11 protein-coding genes are annotated in these 15,390 nt (G+C 54.4%); 5 read left to right on the forward strand and 6 right to left on the reverse strand.

Annotated elements, in window-relative coordinates:
* Positions 1–202: 202 nt before the first annotated feature.
* From DCC85_RS01425 to DCC85_RS01445, 5 genes are all read right to left on the reverse strand, one after another.
* A complete protein-coding gene (locus tag DCC85_RS01425) occupies positions 203–3,181 on the reverse strand; it encodes a DEAD/DEAH box helicase (protein WP_108467654.1) in 2,979 nt (992 codons plus the stop codon).
* The gene (locus DCC85_RS01430; RefSeq protein ID WP_108463970.1) at positions 3,181–4,830 is read right to left on the reverse strand and encodes an SWIM zinc finger family protein; all 1,650 of its coding nucleotides are present in this window, start codon (positions 4,828–4,830) and stop codon (positions 3,181–3,183) included. Before DCC85_RS01430 ends, DCC85_RS01425 begins: the two co-directional genes overlap by 1 nt.
* An 83-nt stretch (positions 4,831–4,913) precedes the next feature.
* Positions 4,914–6,035, reverse strand: coding sequence for a GerAB/ArcD/ProY family transporter (locus tag DCC85_RS01435; RefSeq protein ID WP_108463971.1), 1,122 nt, complete (start codon positions 6,033–6,035; stop codon positions 4,914–4,916).
* A gap of 51 nt (positions 6,036–6,086) precedes the next feature.
* Positions 6,087–7,331, reverse strand: a complete 1,245-nt coding sequence (locus DCC85_RS01440) for a Ger(x)C family spore germination protein (RefSeq protein ID WP_159081734.1) — start codon at positions 7,329–7,331, stop codon at positions 6,087–6,089.
* Positions 7,332–7,347: 16 nt separating this feature from the next.
* Positions 7,348–8,964: a spore germination protein gene (locus tag DCC85_RS01445; protein WP_234414289.1), complete on the reverse strand. Its 1,617-nt coding sequence runs from the start codon at positions 8,962–8,964 to the stop codon at positions 7,348–7,350.
* 175 nt (positions 8,965–9,139) lie between these two features.
* On the opposite strand from DCC85_RS01445, the gene DCC85_RS01450 reads away from it, so the two are divergent.
* Positions 9,140–10,234, forward strand: a complete 1,095-nt coding sequence (locus DCC85_RS01450) for a threonine aldolase family protein (protein ID WP_108463973.1) — start codon at positions 9,140–9,142, stop codon at positions 10,232–10,234.
* A gap of 102 nt (positions 10,235–10,336) precedes the next feature.
* Positions 10,337–11,467, forward strand: a complete 1,131-nt coding sequence (locus tag DCC85_RS01455) for an AbrB family transcriptional regulator (protein WP_234414290.1) — start codon at positions 10,337–10,339, stop codon at positions 11,465–11,467.
* Between the two features lie 50 nt (positions 11,468–11,517).
* Here DCC85_RS01455 and DCC85_RS01460 read toward each other — a convergent pair whose 3' ends face one another.
* On the reverse strand, positions 11,518–12,474 hold the full coding sequence (locus tag DCC85_RS01460; protein ID WP_108463974.1) for a Gfo/Idh/MocA family protein: 957 nt from the start codon (positions 12,472–12,474) through the stop codon (positions 11,518–11,520).
* A 121-nt stretch (positions 12,475–12,595) separates the two neighbouring features.
* Here DCC85_RS01460 and DCC85_RS01465 point away from each other — a divergent pair, with 121 nt between their 5' ends.
* The 3 genes from DCC85_RS01465 (at position 12,596) to DCC85_RS01475 (ending at position 15,253) form a co-directional block, all read left to right on the forward strand.
* Positions 12,596–13,579, forward strand: coding sequence for a helix-turn-helix transcriptional regulator (locus tag DCC85_RS01465; RefSeq protein ID WP_108463975.1), 984 nt, complete (start codon positions 12,596–12,598; stop codon positions 13,577–13,579).
* Between the two features lie 15 nt (positions 13,580–13,594).
* Positions 13,595–14,290 (forward strand): peptide-methionine (S)-S-oxide reductase MsrA, encoded by a 696-nt coding sequence (msrA, locus tag DCC85_RS01470; RefSeq protein ID WP_234414291.1) that lies wholly within the window; start codon positions 13,595–13,597, stop codon positions 14,288–14,290.
* Positions 14,291–14,404: 114 nt separating this feature from the next.
* Positions 14,405–15,253: a P-loop NTPase family protein gene (locus DCC85_RS01475; protein ID WP_108463976.1), complete on the forward strand. Its 849-nt coding sequence runs from the start codon at positions 14,405–14,407 to the stop codon at positions 15,251–15,253.
* Positions 15,254–15,390 lie beyond the last annotated feature (137 nt).

Raw genomic sequence — 15,390 nt, forward strand, 5'->3', positions numbered from 1 at the left:
AACATGCAAATTCAAAAAAAGACGAGCCTCCCTATGAAGATCATACATAGGAGGGACTGGAAGCCGGACAGCCTAATTTCATTCGCTCTTTTGGCTGCGGCAGCTTGACCGAATAATAAACAAGAGAAACTCTTTCTTTCTCGTGACGAAGAGCTTCTCTTGTTATGCATAGCTTCATTTGGATAATGTTCCTGAACAGGAGTTACCCGCCAATCCCTTGCCGCAGGGTAAACAGGTCCTTCAGCTCCTCGGTTGACAGCTCGGTGATCCATCCTTCGGTGCTTGAAATGACATTGTCGCTGAGCTGCTGCTTGCTCTCCAGCATCTCATCGATCCGTTCTTCCAGTGTTCCTAGAGCAATGAACTTATGCACCTGTACATCCTTTGTCTGGCCCATCCGGTAAGCGCGGTCTGTGGCCTGATTCTCCACGGCGGGATTCCACCACCTGTCGAAGTGGAAGACATGGTTGGCTGCCGTCAGATTCAGGCCAACGCCTCCCGCTTTGATGGAGAGGATGAATACATTTGGCTGCTCCTCCGGAGGAAGCGACCGGGATTGGAACTTGTCAATCATCTTGTCCCGGGCGGTCTTGGGGGTGCTGCCGTTCAGATAGAGCACCGGCTCTTGAAGCTCCTGCTGGAGCACCTGCTGGAGCAGCAGCCCCATGCCGACATATTGGGTGAAGATCAGACAGCGGTCGCCTTCTTCCCGAAGCTCCTTCACCATGTCGAGCAGCCGTTCCAGCTTGGCTGAGCGGGAAACCGAGCGCTTACGGTCTTCCGGGTCCCATCCGTCTTCGGCGCTTAAGGGCAAGGCTTCCTGGGTTAGCAGTACCGGATGGTCGCACAGCTGCTTGAGCTGGGTGAGGGCGGACAGGATGGCTCCCTTGCGCGCTATGCCTTCAAGCTGCTTCATGCGCTCCATCAGCGCATGTACTGTCTGCTCATAGAGTGCGCTCTGTTCAGGGGTCAGCGGGATATAGATCTTCGCTTCATTCTTGTCCGGAAGGTCAAGCTGGATCGCCGGGTCCTTCTTCTTGCGCCGGAGCATGAAGGGGTGAACCAGCTTCTGCAGCTCCTTGGTGCGGTCTCCATTACCGTCCTTCTCAATCGGCTGGATGAAGCGGTGTTGAAACACACGGGCACTGCCGAGGTAACCCGGATTCATAAAGTCATACAGCGACCACAGCTCGGTCAGCCGGTTCTCAATGGGCGTCCCCGTTAGCGCAATTCGGTGCCGGGCCGGAAAGCTCTTGACGGCGGCGGACTGCTTGGTCTGTGCATTCTTGATATTCTGCGCCTCATCTAGGCATATGGATGCCCAGGTTACTGTGCACAGCAGCTCCTGGTCCAGGGTAGCTGTGGCATAGGAAGTCAGCACAATATCAGCCTGCTTCACGGCCTCCTGAAATGCTTCTCCGCTTAGGCGGCTCGGGCCGTAGTGGATCATGATCCGTAGGGAAGGCGCGAAGCGGGCCAGCTCTTTCTGCCAGTTGCCCAGCACCGAAGTCGGGCAGACCAGGAGGGAGGAAGCCTGCGCGGCTTCCCGGCTCTCCTGAAGCTGGAGCAGATAGGCGATAAACTGGACGGTCTTGCCGAGGCCCATGTCATCCGCGAGGCAGGCCCCGAGGCCGAAGCGGCGCATCAGGGAGAGCCAGGAGAAGCCTTCCCGCTGGTACGAGCGCAGCTCGGCACGGAGCCCTGCGGGCTGCGGCAGCAGCGGCAGCTCCGAATGTCTGCCGAGCTGGGCGATGAGCTTCGTCAGATGCTCGTTCAGCTCCACCTCCAGGCGCACGGGCGCATCGGGGCTCTGTTCAGGCTCCTCTGCCTCCGCCTGTGCCTCGGTCTTGCCGCGCTGGTCCTGGCGATCCTGCGTAAGATGCAGATGCAGGATATCCTGGAAGGACAGGCCCTGCTCCTTGTCCACCCCGTTCATCGCCCGGTGAATCTGGGCGAGCAGGGCCGGGTCCAGCGGAACCCACTGGTCCCGGAAGCGGACAAGCCGCTCTCCCCGGGCGACCAGCTCTTCGAACTCGCCTTCGGTTAGGTCGCTCTCCCCGATGGAGATGCGCCAATCGAAGCTGATGATAGAGTCCAGCCCGAATAGGGAGCTGCCCCGGCTGCCTTGGGCCTGGGAATCGCCCTCCTCCGGCTTAACCTTGGCCTTAAGCCGTGGCTTCTTCCGGCGGGCCGCTTCCCACCAGGCGGGCAGCAGCACCTGCCAGCCCGCCTCCAGCAGGCGCAGGCTGTGCTGGGTAAGGAACTGCCATGCGCCTTCGCTGCCGAGCGGGCGGCTTAGCAGATCGTCCGGGCTGCCCGTGAGCCACGCTCCGGGCAGGACGCTGCGAAGGCGCTCCAGCCAGCTGGCGGAGCGCTCAGCCGCGTGGCCGTTCCAGGCTTCCGGCCACGCACCAAGGGCCTGTCCGCCTTCGTTCAGCTGGACAGGATAAAGCGCTGCAGGGTCAAGCTTGTCCTGCAGCACTAGATTGAGCCGCCAGGAGTCATGCTCCTCCTCCGGCTCCAGAAGCTGCAGCGCAGGCCGGAAGGGGGCTAAGTCGGTACGCCAGCCGATCGCCACCAGCCAGCTCTGCGCGTCTAGGCCAGCGGCAGGTATGCCGGCCCTGGAGAAGAGCTGGGGATATTCCCTGCGCAAGTCGGCCGCAGCTTCCTCTGTGCCATACCAGCGGTCGTACACGCAGGCAGAGAAGGCAGCGGAGAGCCCTTGGCGGAATTCGTCTATTTCGCTCGCCTCGAGGAGAAGGTTCAGCTCATGCGGCTCAAGCCCTGCCTCATCCCAGGTCCAGACGAGTCTTCCGGTAGCGCGAAAGTCTACGAAGCTGGGCAGATATCGCTTGGCATCAATACACTTCATCAGCACCGGAGCAGCCTGAGCCAGCATAGAGGCTTCTTCGGCCCAGCTCCATTCCATATGCTGAAGCAGCTGGGGATCCGCCCAGAAGGGGAGGACCTGCTCGGCTGGAAGCAGGATCAGATCAATGTCTTGTACCTGCTTAATCTCTAAGGCAGTGCCGTAGAAGGAGGCCTCATGCCATGCGAATAAGCGATCCTTCAACTGTTGTCCGTTCAGGCTGCCCAGCTGCTGCGCTGTCCCGTGGATCAGCGCGTCTCCGTGGGTGCTCAGTGTAACCTGTATGGTGATATGGTCTATATAAGGGTTCATCATAACAGCTTTCCTCTCTGAAGCTCCTCTTGGAAGGCGCGAAGCCGGCTGTAACGGCCGATCAAGCCTTCCAGGAATTCCTCCCATCTTGCTTCCTGCTTCAGCTTCTTGTACAGCTTGGCCAACCGCTTCAGCAGCTTGACCGCGTCCTTGTAGCTGTCCCGATTCTTGTGCAGGATGTATCGCTGCACCGCTTGATGGTAGAAGGGAAGCAGCAGCTCGGGAGCATTCTTCTCTACCGGCGCAAGCTCGGTCACTCGGAACTCAAGAGGCTCCCGGCCTGTGCTGAGCTGGTAGTCCATCCATCGCTGCCACTTGCCGTGCTTCAGCAGGGCTTCCTGATAGATGCTGCTGGCGCTGGGCAGCATGCGGATGAGAGATTCCCACATGTGCGACTCCGCCTCCGGCAGCTGCTTCGTGACCTCCTCCCAGTAACTCAGATAGTCATTCAGCATAGAAGCGCGAGCGCTTGTGAGCAGAGGGCCGATCTCGATCAGCCATCGCTGAAGCCTATCCCAGGCCTGGAGATGCTGCAGCTCACGAAGGTAGTAGAACAGCCTGCCGGGATGAATATGGAAGCTGTTGTTCGCTTCCCTTAGTTTATCCCAAGCCTCCTCATCCTGATGAAGATAGAAGTGCATGGAGCTTTGAGCAAGCAGCCAAGACAGGCGGGACAGGGCGGGGCCTATGGAATCCTCGGCCGTCTCCAGCCGGCTAAGCTCCTCACGGTATGCCTCTGTGCCTTTAAGACCCGGCCGGTTCCAGGTCTGCCAGAGCTGCTCATAGAAGCTCAGAAAATAGCTGGAGCTCTGGGGTTCGGTGAGCATCTTATCTCTTAGGTAATCCAGGGTCTCCTGAAGGCGCTGCGCCTCTTCCGGCGCTTCTTCAGCTTCAAGCTCCAGCTTCTGCTGAAGAAGCTGACTCACGGCATGGGTCAGGTCATCGGCGGCAACCTGTGTGTAATAGCCCAGATGGAGATTGGTGTGTAGACCTTGCTGAACAGGCTTGATCAGCTTGTCCAGGACAAACAGATGGGCATGCAGCTCATACAGCTGCTCCAGCCCTGGAGCAAGTCTAGGGTTCAGCGCAAAGATAAAGTCCAGGGCGCTCTCTGCATACCGGCTGCCGGCTCCTGCCGTTCCGATAGGCGCTGTACAGGCCTCGAAGAGCTCGTGCCACTTGGTGACGGGCATTCTTGCGAGGCCGCTTGCCTGGTCTCTCCACCTCATCGCAGCCGCGGCCTTCAGCTCACCCTGTTGGGCGCTGCTTCGGCTGAGGGCCGCTTGATGAGAAGGTGGGGGCGTACGCTCAAGGGCTAGAGCGGAATGAGCGTTCACCAGGGCAGGGACAGACCGCTGCTGGAGGTGAGCGTACTGCATCAAAGCCGCGGCCATATGCTTGCAGCACTCGCCGACCGGGCAGCTGCACCGGCTGCTTGTGAGAGAATTCAGCTCGATGTTGACCTGGTAGAGCTCTGTTCCCTGAACACTTGCCTCAATTCGTTCAGGTTCTGGCATGCTGAACTCCCGAATGCGCTCTTGCTTATAGTATTGGAATCCGCGTTTGAGTGTTAAGTCTTGGAACGAAGTGGCGACATGGGAGCGAAGCTCCTGCCACTTTGCGTCGTTAATAGGATAGATAGATATCATGATAGATCTGCTTCTCCTAGAAGAGATTTAGGTATAATCTAATCTATCACAGTGACCGTATGATGGAAATGCCAATCCCTTCCTTATGAAGGCGAAGCAGAGTCATTCTTCTTCTGGCTTGGCCGCTTTTTTTTTCGAAGCAGCATAACGACTAGCAGCAGAAGGGGAAGGACCATCTGAAAGATTGGAGATGTCCAGCTGACCGTGATGTGGAGCCCTACCCATAGATATTCTGTGTAATTGTTGGACAGAAAGGATAAGGCCAGAATGACCAGCCCTGCAGGGACCGCCCATTTCTTATAATTAATCCCGGTAATCCGTTGAAATCCAACTACGGCACCAGAGAAGAAGGCGGCGATCTTGATGCCCAGGCCAAGGAACAGGATTAGGGTGAAGAGGGCGTCCGTACGCTCAAATACCTTGGCGATCTGAATGAGCTGGACAACCTCTAGCAGCGGGTAAGTAAGATCGGCGGCGATCGCAGGGCCGAGCACTAGAATATTGATCTGATTCAGAATCATCAGGATAAGAGCTATACTAACGTAAGCAGTCAACACGGATCTGTTTAATTTGGGGTGTGGTGTTACAAGCTTGAAGAAGACCAGGAAGAGCACGAGCTGGCCGAAGGGAAAGGAGACGATTTCAGGTATCGCAGCCTTCAACACAGGGCTCCATCCGTTGTCGAGAACCGGCTTCATGAGCTCCCAGTCGGCCATTCCCCTGGCCAGTACGAAGAAGACAATCACTCCATAACCCAGTACCATAATAGGAAGCAGGGATGTGCAGACTAGCATGAGCATCCTAGGGCCATAGCGTATCGTGTTGGTGACTACAGCAATGGCGATGACTAGAATGAAGGCTAGAGGCGTACGGTTCAGCAGGGTGAGAACCGTCAGTTCTCCCAGGTCACGCAAATTTCGTGAAGCTTCATACAGGAAGTAGCCAATGAATAGAAGCCCGATGAATCGCCCCAGCCATTTCCCAAAGTAATTGAGGCACATTTCATATAGATCCCTCTGGTTATCTAAATGCTGAATTAGCAAATACATCAGCAGCAAGATCAGTCCTAGACCTGCTCCGATGGCTACAGCCAGCCAAGCATCCTGCTTGGCTTCGGCGCCGATTTGGAACAATGTTGTGCTTCCGACTTCGAATAGAGAGAGAGTGATGACAACTTCAGACAGACGGGTATTTCCTTTATTCATCGCATAAGCCCCTTTATCATTGAACCAAGTGATTTCCTATCCCGTGCATCTTTATGAGTTCTGCCATAGGGATCTGAAGGACTTCTGAAGGATGCCTGGCCGTTTGATCGTTGCATCAACATGAATGTCCAGCTCGATTTGAGCCAGTTCCTCGGCCCACCGCTCTTTAATTTTCCTCCAGTCCCGGGGATATTTCCGATGCACCTTGTCGGCGAAGCCTGCAACATCGACCCGAAGCCTGCGAATCGCCGTCATTCCCGTCTCCATCTCTTGGGCAATTCGCTTCTCCAGCTGGGTTTGCAGCTGCTTGATCACGCGGGGCTTCGATAAGTCTTCTGTAACGTCTGTTCCCAGCAAGACTCCATTTACTTTGGCCTTAACTTGCATTACATAGTGATCGTCCCTCTTGATCGGCTTGATTCTAATGCTGGTAGATCTGATTCGAACTGAAGACAGTTGACTGTCTGCTTCAGACTCCTCCGCATCAGGAAAGGGGATAGAGATGACCGATTCTTTGGTTTTCCCGATCAGCCAGGTTATGCCCCTGCTTTCTGCAGGATCTAGTAGGTCTACGATCCGGTCGCCTTGGAAGATAGCCAGCTTGGTCAGCTTGATCTTCGCGGGCGGAGAAGTAGACTTGTTAACATCAAGCGATTCAAGGGATTCCCTGCCCTCGGTGCTGTCGTCCCCGGCAATAGAAATAACAGGAATAGCGGCCCCTTTGGCATCCGAATTCAGCCTTTGTCCAAATTCAAGCATGTTGATCGAGGGATAGATGGAGGCGGTTTCGTTCTCCTTACGAATAATTTCTGCAAGACTTGCGCCAGGTAATTTCTCTGGAGGGATGAGCATGCGCAGCATCTCTTCGGCTGTTCCCTCCGTGACGAACAGCAGCACGGTCTCCCGTTGTTCAGTATTCCGGAAATAAACATCGACAATGGGGCTAATGCCTTGCCTTGCCGCTTCTCCTCCGATCACAAGTGCGTTGTTATGAGACACATAGAGCCGTCTCGCATTTTCCAGATTCGTATAGTTGTTAGCTTCTTGAATGGTCTTCGCCTGGGTGGAAAAGGTATGCACGGCCGGCTGGGAAGAGGAGCCGGAGGATCCTCCTCCCGATCCTGAAGACATGACAGAGGGAACGATCATTTGATAGGAGACCCTCCACTCCTTATCTTTGCGATCCAATCCGGTTGCGGATGTAATCCCCAGTTCGTTGAGCTCTGTACGATTCCAGCACCCGGACAGGCTCATTCCCATAGCTAGAGATAGGCAGGCTGCTTTAAGTAATCGCACTCTAGTTCCCTCTCCTTCATGGTAGTTGATCGAAATTCTCATCTTCAGCAATATGCTGGGTCCGAGGCTCTTGGTGCGCTGCTTGCCGATAGCGGCTCTTTGTGATAATGACAGGCCGGGTCTTCATTCTCCACCAAGGCAAACGGACTATGAAGTCCTTCATGTTGGACCAATCCAGTGGCGCGAGCGGAACCATATAAGGAACTCCGAAGCTGCGAATGGATACCAGATGGACCAGAATAGGGACCAGTCCGACCAGAATACCAAATAGGCCAAGGGTTCCAGCCAGCAGCATGAGCGCGAACCGGAGAAGCCGGACGGCGGAGGCCATATTGATCGCAGGCAGCACGAAGTTAGAAATCGCCGTGAATGACACGACGATGACCATGGCGGCAGATACCAGACCGGCCTGAACGGCGGCCTGCCCCAGTACGAGAGCGCCCACAATGGATATAGCCGGGCCAATCGCCCTGGGCATCCGAACCCCTGCTTCACGAATGACCTCGAAGGTCAGTTCCATCACCAGGGCTTCCAGCAAGGCGGGCAGCGGTGTTCCCTCACGCTGCGCGGCCAAAGTAATCAGCAAGGTGGTAGGGAGCATTTCCTGCTGGAATGTGGTGATGGCTATATAAACAGCGGGAAGCATCAAGGCAACAATGAATGAGACCAACCGGACCAATCTAAGGAAGGAGGATATGTCGTACCGCTGGTAATAGTCCTCACTGGAGGCAAAGAACCTGAAGAAGGTGACGGGAGCAAGCAGTGTAAACGGAGTTCCGTCCACAATAATTGCTACTAAGCCTTCCAGCATCCCTGCGGCGACGGTATCCGGACGTTCTGTATTGTAAATGGTCGGGAAGGGTGTATAGGCCCCGTCCTGAATAAATTCCTCGATATAGCCGCCCTCCAGGATGCTGTCCGTATCAATTCTATCCAGCCGGGCCATCACCTCATCGACCACGTCCTTGTTCGCAATTCCATTGATATATCCCACGGCCACTTTGGTCTGGGTATATTGTCCGAGCGTCCGGGTTTCAAACCGCAGGTGAGGAGAACGGATTCTTCGCCGCAGCAGGGCAATGTTCGTCCCGATTTCTTCTGTGAATCCCTCCTTAGGGCCGCGGATGACTGTCTGGGTGGAGGGCTCTTCAATCGAGCGACGACTTCCTCCGGGGATGGAGAAGGTAAAGGCCTTCTTCATTCCATCGATGATGACGGCAGTCTGACCTTCCAGAATGGACTGAACAAGCGGCCCGTCCGATTTCACAACACTGATTTGGCTGACAGGAATATGCTCTTTAAGCCATTCCTCAGGCTGTGGATTCTTGAGCGTCTCTTCTAGAGAGAGGGAGAGCAAGGACCGCATCAGCGTGGATAGCAGCTTCGTATCAACAAGACCGTCAACATAGCAGACCGCTATCCGGTGCAGCTTATGGCTTGCATCTCCAAGCTCCTGAAGGATAATGTCTGGGCTGTTGCCTAACTGGCTTCTCAGAAATTGAAGGACTTCAGGAACCGAGCCGCTTTGCAGAATACTGGAATTGCTCTCATCAGAGGGCATGTCCTGGGTAGCATTCCGTTTAGCGCGTTTGCCTGAGAAAAAGGTTTGTATGATTCGGAGAAATATAGACATGGCAACGCCTTCCTTTTTATTGTTACACTTAATTTGCTTGAAATTGGATTTTTTATACGGATTATCATGCTAGATTGGCTAGGGGATGGCTAAATCTCCAATTTTACCGGTGAATGTGATAAGTTAGAGAGAACAATATTTGTTGCTAAGACAACTAAGGGGGCGGCGATTTAGGATGAGTAACATCACATTGGCAGAGGCCTTCGGCCGTGCTGTGTATCCTCTGACCGGGCATGGAAAGCGAAATGTCCAGGTGCTGAAGGATGTGCTGAAGAACGTGGATGGAGATTTGGATAGTGACTTTTACGGGAAAGGGGATCTGATCTCAGAGTTCGAGACGAAGCTCGCAGCTTATTTGGGCAAGGAATCCGCGGTGTTCTTCCCAAGCGGAACTATGGCTCAGCAGATCGCACTTAGAATATGGTGTGACCGCAAGGGAGTCGCAAGAGTAGCGTATCATCCGCTGTCTCACTTGGAGATTCATGAGGAAGATGGGCTTAAGAAGCTGCACCATATAGAGCCGATTCTGCTTGCAGAACGGGACCGGTTAATTCGCCTGGAGGATGTCGTTAACTTACAGGAGGAGATCTCTTGTTTGCTGTTAGAGCTGCCGCAGCGAGAGATCGGCGGCCAGCTTCCGGCTTATGAGGAGCTTGAGCAAATATCCGCGTACTGTCGGGACAAAGGGATTAGGCTGCATTTGGACGGGGCCCGGCTGTTTGAAATCGTACCTTATTACGGGAAGTCCGCTGCTGAGATCTGCAGTCTGTTCGATAGTGTCTATGTCTCGTTCTACAAGGGAATTGGCGGTATTGCAGGGGCAATCCTGGCAGGGAGCAAGGACTTCACTTCGGAATCAAAGGTGTGGAAACGCCGGCACGGAGGGGATCTGATCAGCCTTTATCCTTATATCTTAAGCTCGGATTACTATTTCGAGCAGAGAGTGAACAAGATGGAGCAGTATTATGAGGAGGCGAAAGAGCTGGCTAAGCTGTTCAATGGCTGCCATGCAGTATCTACCTTGCCTGCGGAGCCTGTATCTAATATGTTCCACGCTTATTTTGCAGTGCCCAAAGAGGTTGTTGAGCCGATTCTGATCGAGGTTTGCGAAGAGACAGGCGTGGGAATTGCCGCCTATCTTGCTGAGCGGGAAGGGAATCGCTGTACTTACGAAGTGAGTATCGGAGAGCGCTATGCGAATGTGCCGAAGGATCGGCTTCGCGAAGCATTTAAGCTGCTGGATGAGAAATTGAAACAGATAGGAGCGTAAGACCCCGACAGGTCTTATGCTCCTGTATCCGGGAGAGTCCGGCACGCCTTAAGTGCCGGGCTTATATTCGTTTGGAGATGAAGCAGGGAGGAGAAGAAACGTGTGAAGATATCTGGATTTTGGACCTCAAGGTTGGCCCGATGGGTCGTTACGATTCTAACAGCAGGTATAGGAGGCGCCTTATTTACTGTCCTTCAGCTGCCCATTCCTTGGCTGCTTGGCCCGATGATTGCCGCTCTGATTGGCGCAAGTATCTGGAGAAAAGGATACGACTGGCCGCCCCAGGCTAGGGATACGGGCATGATCATCGTGGGTTACACGATCGGCCTATCCCTGACTGCCTCGGCTCTTCGGCAAATGGCGGGTCAGCTGCCGAGTATGCTGCTCATGACTTTGCTGCTGCTGACGATGTGCTCGGGAATTGCCTTTGTCGTATCCAAGCTGTCGGGGGTGGACTATATGACGGTGCTCATGGGCAGCATCCCTGGCGGACTGACCCAGATGGTTGCTCTGGCGGAAGAGACCAAGGGAATTAACATCACTGTTGTTACCGTAACTCAGGTGATCCGGCTGATGATGATCATTGTCAGCGTGCCCCTGCTCGTATTCAGTCCTTTGCTCGGGCTGACGCATACTGGCGGGGCAGCCCCCTCGGCGACGGCTGCCCTTCACCATGGCTGGGGAGAGCTGTTTCCTGCAATGCTGATCTTTGCTCCGGTGTGCGTGCTCTGCGCATGGGGCGGGAACAAGATCAGATTTCCGACCGCGTTCCTGCTCGGACCAGCCCTTGCTACCTGCACTTTGCAGCTGCTTGGCTTGGAGGGCCCCCAGCTTCCAGCGCTGCTGGTGGGTGCGGCCCAATTGATGATCGGCACTCATGTGGGGCTGATGCTTAGACCCGGTCAGCTCGCAAATAAGGCCCGCTCCATATCGCTGGCTCTGGCAAGTGCGATTGTGCTTATAGCAGGCTCTGTAGGCCTCAGCCTGATCTTGTCCGGGCTGGAGCACGTGTCGCTGGCGACCGCCCTGTTAAGCCTGGCTCCCGGCGGCATGGATCAGATGGGCATCATGGCACAGGAAGTCGGCGCCAATTTGTCCATGGTGGCCGGTTATCAGCTGTTCCGCACCTTCTTTATCTTCCTCGCCGTGCCGCCGCTCCTGCGGCTTCTGATCAGAGGAGCATCCCGACGTAAGGCCCGTATGGGGGGAGAAGAGCTTAATGAAAATGCCTGAACCACTTGGGCCTACAACCGTTTATGCCCGGCTCGTCTGATCGGAGGCGACTATGTCCGGTTCGTCTGATCCGGGGCCAGTTGGCTCTCTAGCTGAAGCGCGAGGCGAAGAGAACGCGCAGCTTGTTCCAGCGTGAGGAGTGATTCACCGGGCTTGGCAAAGCACTCTAAAGCGTGCTTCAGGCTTGCTTCGTAAGGATTTACCGGTGTCAGAGACAGCACACGCTCCCCGGAAGGGGTGTATTCCTGAAGAGAGGAATGAATCTGCCCGTTTCCGTCGCTTTCCCGGTAGCTTAATTTTCCCTCTTCAAAATAGGCGTCATACCCCACCGTGAAGGGATAGGCCTCGGGCATTTGCGAGGAAGCTAATACTTCAGCGAAGGTACCTCTCGATTGGTAGAAAGCCCGAACGAGAGATTGCTCGGGCCGATCCACGGGCTGACTTCCCCAGAGGTTCATCAGCTCGGGGGCTTCTAGGAGCCATGTGAGCATATCCAGCTCATGGATCATCAGCTTAACCGCAATGGCATCCAGGCCCAGATTTCCCCATAGCGGGGGAGTCTCCCGGAACAGGCTAACGGACAGGAGTTTGCCATAGGTCCTGTTCTGAACCGCTTTATGCAGATAAGCATAGGCGGGATCAAACTTGATGAATTGATTCACCAGAATCAGTCTTCCATGCTCCTCTGCCGCCTTTCTCATAAGCTCTGCCTCCTCTAGTCCGCAGCAGACAGGCGTTTCACAGAATACATGCTTCCCTTGCTTGACCGCCTCTACCGCGAAGCGGCTGTGCAGTGAAGAGGGCAGGCAGATGTCAACGGCATCAATGCTCGGGTCCAGCAGGATATCATCGGCAGAGCTGGTCACTGTAACACCAAGTTTGTCCCTCAGCTGTGTGAGCTTCGATGGATTTCTTCCGAAGACAACGATTTTATCCACATCCTTGATTTGTGCCAGCAGCTTTGCGTGATAAGCGCCAAAGCCGCTTCCTAAGATCCCGATGTTCATTTCCAAGAACCCCCTTAGTCATCCTAAGGTTCATGATACAATTTCATTGTTGCCAGCTGTATGTCAGCATTTCGTAAGGTAAGAATAAATTAATTCCAATTGTTCATATTGGAGGCTTGTTATGAGAGTGCACCGCTTAATTGCGATACTTCTTCTTATTGAATCTAGAGGGAGAATGAAGGCGAAGGAGCTGGCCGAGGCTTTGGAGACTTCGGTACGGTCAATCTATCGCGATGTCGATACCCTTGCGGAAGCCGGTGTTCCGATTGTGGCGCTTCCCGGTCCGCAGGGAGGGATTCAGCTGATGGAGGGCAGTCATGTTGCTCTGAACGGGCTTCATGGCGATGAGGTGATTCACCTCTATTTAACGGGCATGGGGATCTATTCCCCCGAGTCTACCAGGGCTGGGCTGAAGCTCAAGAATGCGCTCCTGAAACTGGAAAAGACGCTTCCCGACTCTTATCAGCCAGACCTTGCTAAGGCCAGAAGCCGGTTTTATTATGACGAACGGCCCTGGTGGTCAGAGCGGGCGCAGATCCCTTGTCTGGAGACGCTTCGAACCGCAGTCTGGCGGTCCAGGCAGGTGCTCGTGAAGTACGGGAAGACAAGCGGTTATATCTCGTCCCGTCTTCTCTCTCCCTATGGCCTGGTGGTTAAAAGGGGTGAATGGTATTTAGCCGCTTTCTGCCGGGAATCAGGTGGAGTTCGAACCTTCAAATGCGAACGTATTCTGGAAGCAAGGTTAACAGATGATACCTTTGACATTCCGGAGGCCTTCACCCTGCAGGCGTACTGGCATAGTCAAGAGGAGCAATTCAAGCAGGAGACTCGGGCTGCAGAGCATTATGCTGTAGTCTTAAAAATAATCCATACCGATGCTTCAGCCAGCCTTATGAGCAAGCTGGACGTTATGAATATTCGTCAGGAAGGAGAGAATCTGTTCCTGACGGTTAATATGTTTGGAGAGGCTGCCGCCAGACGGGACGTGTTGGAGTTAATCGGTCAGGCACAGGTACTGGAGCCGCCAGAGCTGAAGGCATATGCCCGAGAGCAGCTGCAGCGGATCTGCATGCTGTATGAAGAGAATTTATCACCCAGAATCTGAAGAGAGGTGCTGGTCATGAATATGGAGAAGATTCCGAATCAGGGCGGGAGCGGGGACAGTCTTCCCGCAATCTTCGTCAAGGAGGGGGCGCTCCAAATTGCAACGCTGGGGATGGGATGCTTCTGGAGCCCGGAAGCGCTGTTTGGGCAGCTGCCGGGTGTCGTGCGCACCCGGGTCGGCTACGCTGGAGGGACAACTCCGCATCCGGTATATCGGGAGATGGGGGATCATTCGGAGACCGTTCGGCTGGAGTTTGACCCGAATCAGATTACGTTCCGCCAGCTTCTGGAGGTCTTCTGGGCCCATCATAATCCTGCGAATATCAACGGCTACAAGGGACGGCAATACTTGTCCCTAGTGCTGTACCATGATGAGGAGCAGCGAGCGGCTGCGGTGCAGCTGATGGCGGAGATGACCCGCGGCGGGAAGGAACAGCCGGCTACGGAGGTCGCGCCTTATGCTGCTTTTTACCCTGCAGAGGACAGACACCAGAAATACTATTTAAAGAGATACCCGGATGCCGTAGAGAAGCTGAGCTCGCTGTATCCTTCAGAAGCCCTTTGGGTGAATTCAACGCTAGCGGCCAGATTGAACGCAATCGCTAAGGGCTATCTTAATTTAAGCGCTCTCCAAGACGAGATTAGCGGGTGGGAAGCCGGACAAACAGACCGTGAGCGGATGCTAGGCGCCATTAGGCAGATTAGATGGTGAGAGCCGTAAGAACACATATAGGCATTTTTTATCTTGCCTCCTTAGCCGTCTGAAGTAGAGAATAAGCCTTGAGAGGGACGGGGCACTGTACCCGGCTGACAGGAGGTAGATCGTGTGAATACAAGGCTCGTCTTGGTAGAAGGCTTACCTGGCTTCGGCAAATCGACCATTGCCCGGCTTATGAGCGAGGTGTTGACCGAACAAGGAATGAAGGTCCGCTTATTTGAGGAAGGTAATTTGGAGCATCCAGCGGACTATGATGGAACCTCGTATTTTACAGATGACGAGTTCGCTGAGCTGATATCGGAGTTCCATGCTTCTGAAGAATTTGAAGGGCTGCTTCAATCATGGGCGGTAAGGCACGGGGGTGGATGGCTGCTTCCGTACCGCAAGCTGCTAGAAGGAGCAGGTTCGCAGCTGCCCGAAGAGCTTGTCCGCCGGATGGCCGAGGGCGATATCTACGAGCTTCCGTTCAAGCTAGGGCGTGAGCTGATCACCGAGAAATGGAGAAGGTTCGGCGCTGCTGCTGCCCAGGAAGATTGTGTGTACATATTTGATTGCTGCTTCATCCAAAATCCGGCGACGCTGGGGATGATCAAATATGATGCCCCGAAAGAGGAAGTGGCTGGCTTCGTGATGGACCTGGCCGAAGCCGTAAAGGCGCTGAATCCGCTGCTCATTTATGTCAATCGGGATAATCTGGAGGCTGCCTTCTTAAGGGCGGTTAAGGAGAGACCCGAGGCATGGTCGGAAGGGTTCATTCCCTATTACACAGAGCAGGGTTACGGCAGACGCCGGGGTCTTAGGGGGCTGGAAGGAACACTGGAAGTTCTCAAGAGCCGAAGGGAGTTTGAACTGGAGCTAATTGAGCAGCTGGAGATGAATAAGGTGCTGCTGAATAACTCGCAAGCAGATTTGCATGCAGCTAAGCTTGAACTGACCCGGATTCTTCCGCAGTTCTAGATTCACTCCCCAAGCAAGCAGGCATATTCACTTTATTGACATCTCATGCTTTGCTTGTTAAAGTTCTTGTATAAAGTAATTTTATTAGAGTTCATCCATACGACACTGGGAATGTTACCATTTGGGCATAACCTGAA

The organism is Paenibacillus sp. CAA11 (assembly GCF_003060825.1).
In the GTDB taxonomy this organism is placed as follows: domain Bacteria; phylum Bacillota; class Bacilli; order Paenibacillales; family Paenibacillaceae; genus Fontibacillus.

What these genes read in the sequence shown, in the direction of transcription:
- DCC85_RS01425 (WP_108467654.1), bottom strand. Translation starts at nt 3,181, where the DNA reads ATGAACCCTTATATAGACCATATCACCATACAGGTTACACTGAGCACC.
- DCC85_RS01460 (WP_108463974.1), bottom strand. Translation starts at nt 12,474, where the DNA reads ATGAACATCGGGATCTTAGGAAGCGGCTTTGGCGCTTATCACGCAAAG.
- DCC85_RS01430 (WP_108463970.1), bottom strand. Translation starts at nt 4,830, where the DNA reads ATGATATCTATCTATCCTATTAACGACGCAAAGTGGCAGGAGCTTCGC.
- DCC85_RS01435 (WP_108463971.1), bottom strand. Translation starts at nt 6,035, where the DNA reads ATGAATAAAGGAAATACCCGTCTGTCTGAAGTTGTCATCACTCTCTCT.
- DCC85_RS01465 (WP_108463975.1), top strand. Translation starts at nt 12,596, where the DNA reads ATGAGAGTGCACCGCTTAATTGCGATACTTCTTCTTATTGAATCTAGA.
- msrA (WP_234414291.1), top strand. Translation starts at nt 13,595, where the DNA reads ATGAATATGGAGAAGATTCCGAATCAGGGCGGGAGCGGGGACAGTCTT.
- DCC85_RS01445 (WP_234414289.1), bottom strand. Translation starts at nt 8,964, where the DNA reads ATGTCTATATTTCTCCGAATCATACAAACCTTTTTCTCAGGCAAACGC.
- DCC85_RS01450 (WP_108463973.1), top strand. Translation starts at nt 9,140, where the DNA reads ATGAGTAACATCACATTGGCAGAGGCCTTCGGCCGTGCTGTGTATCCT.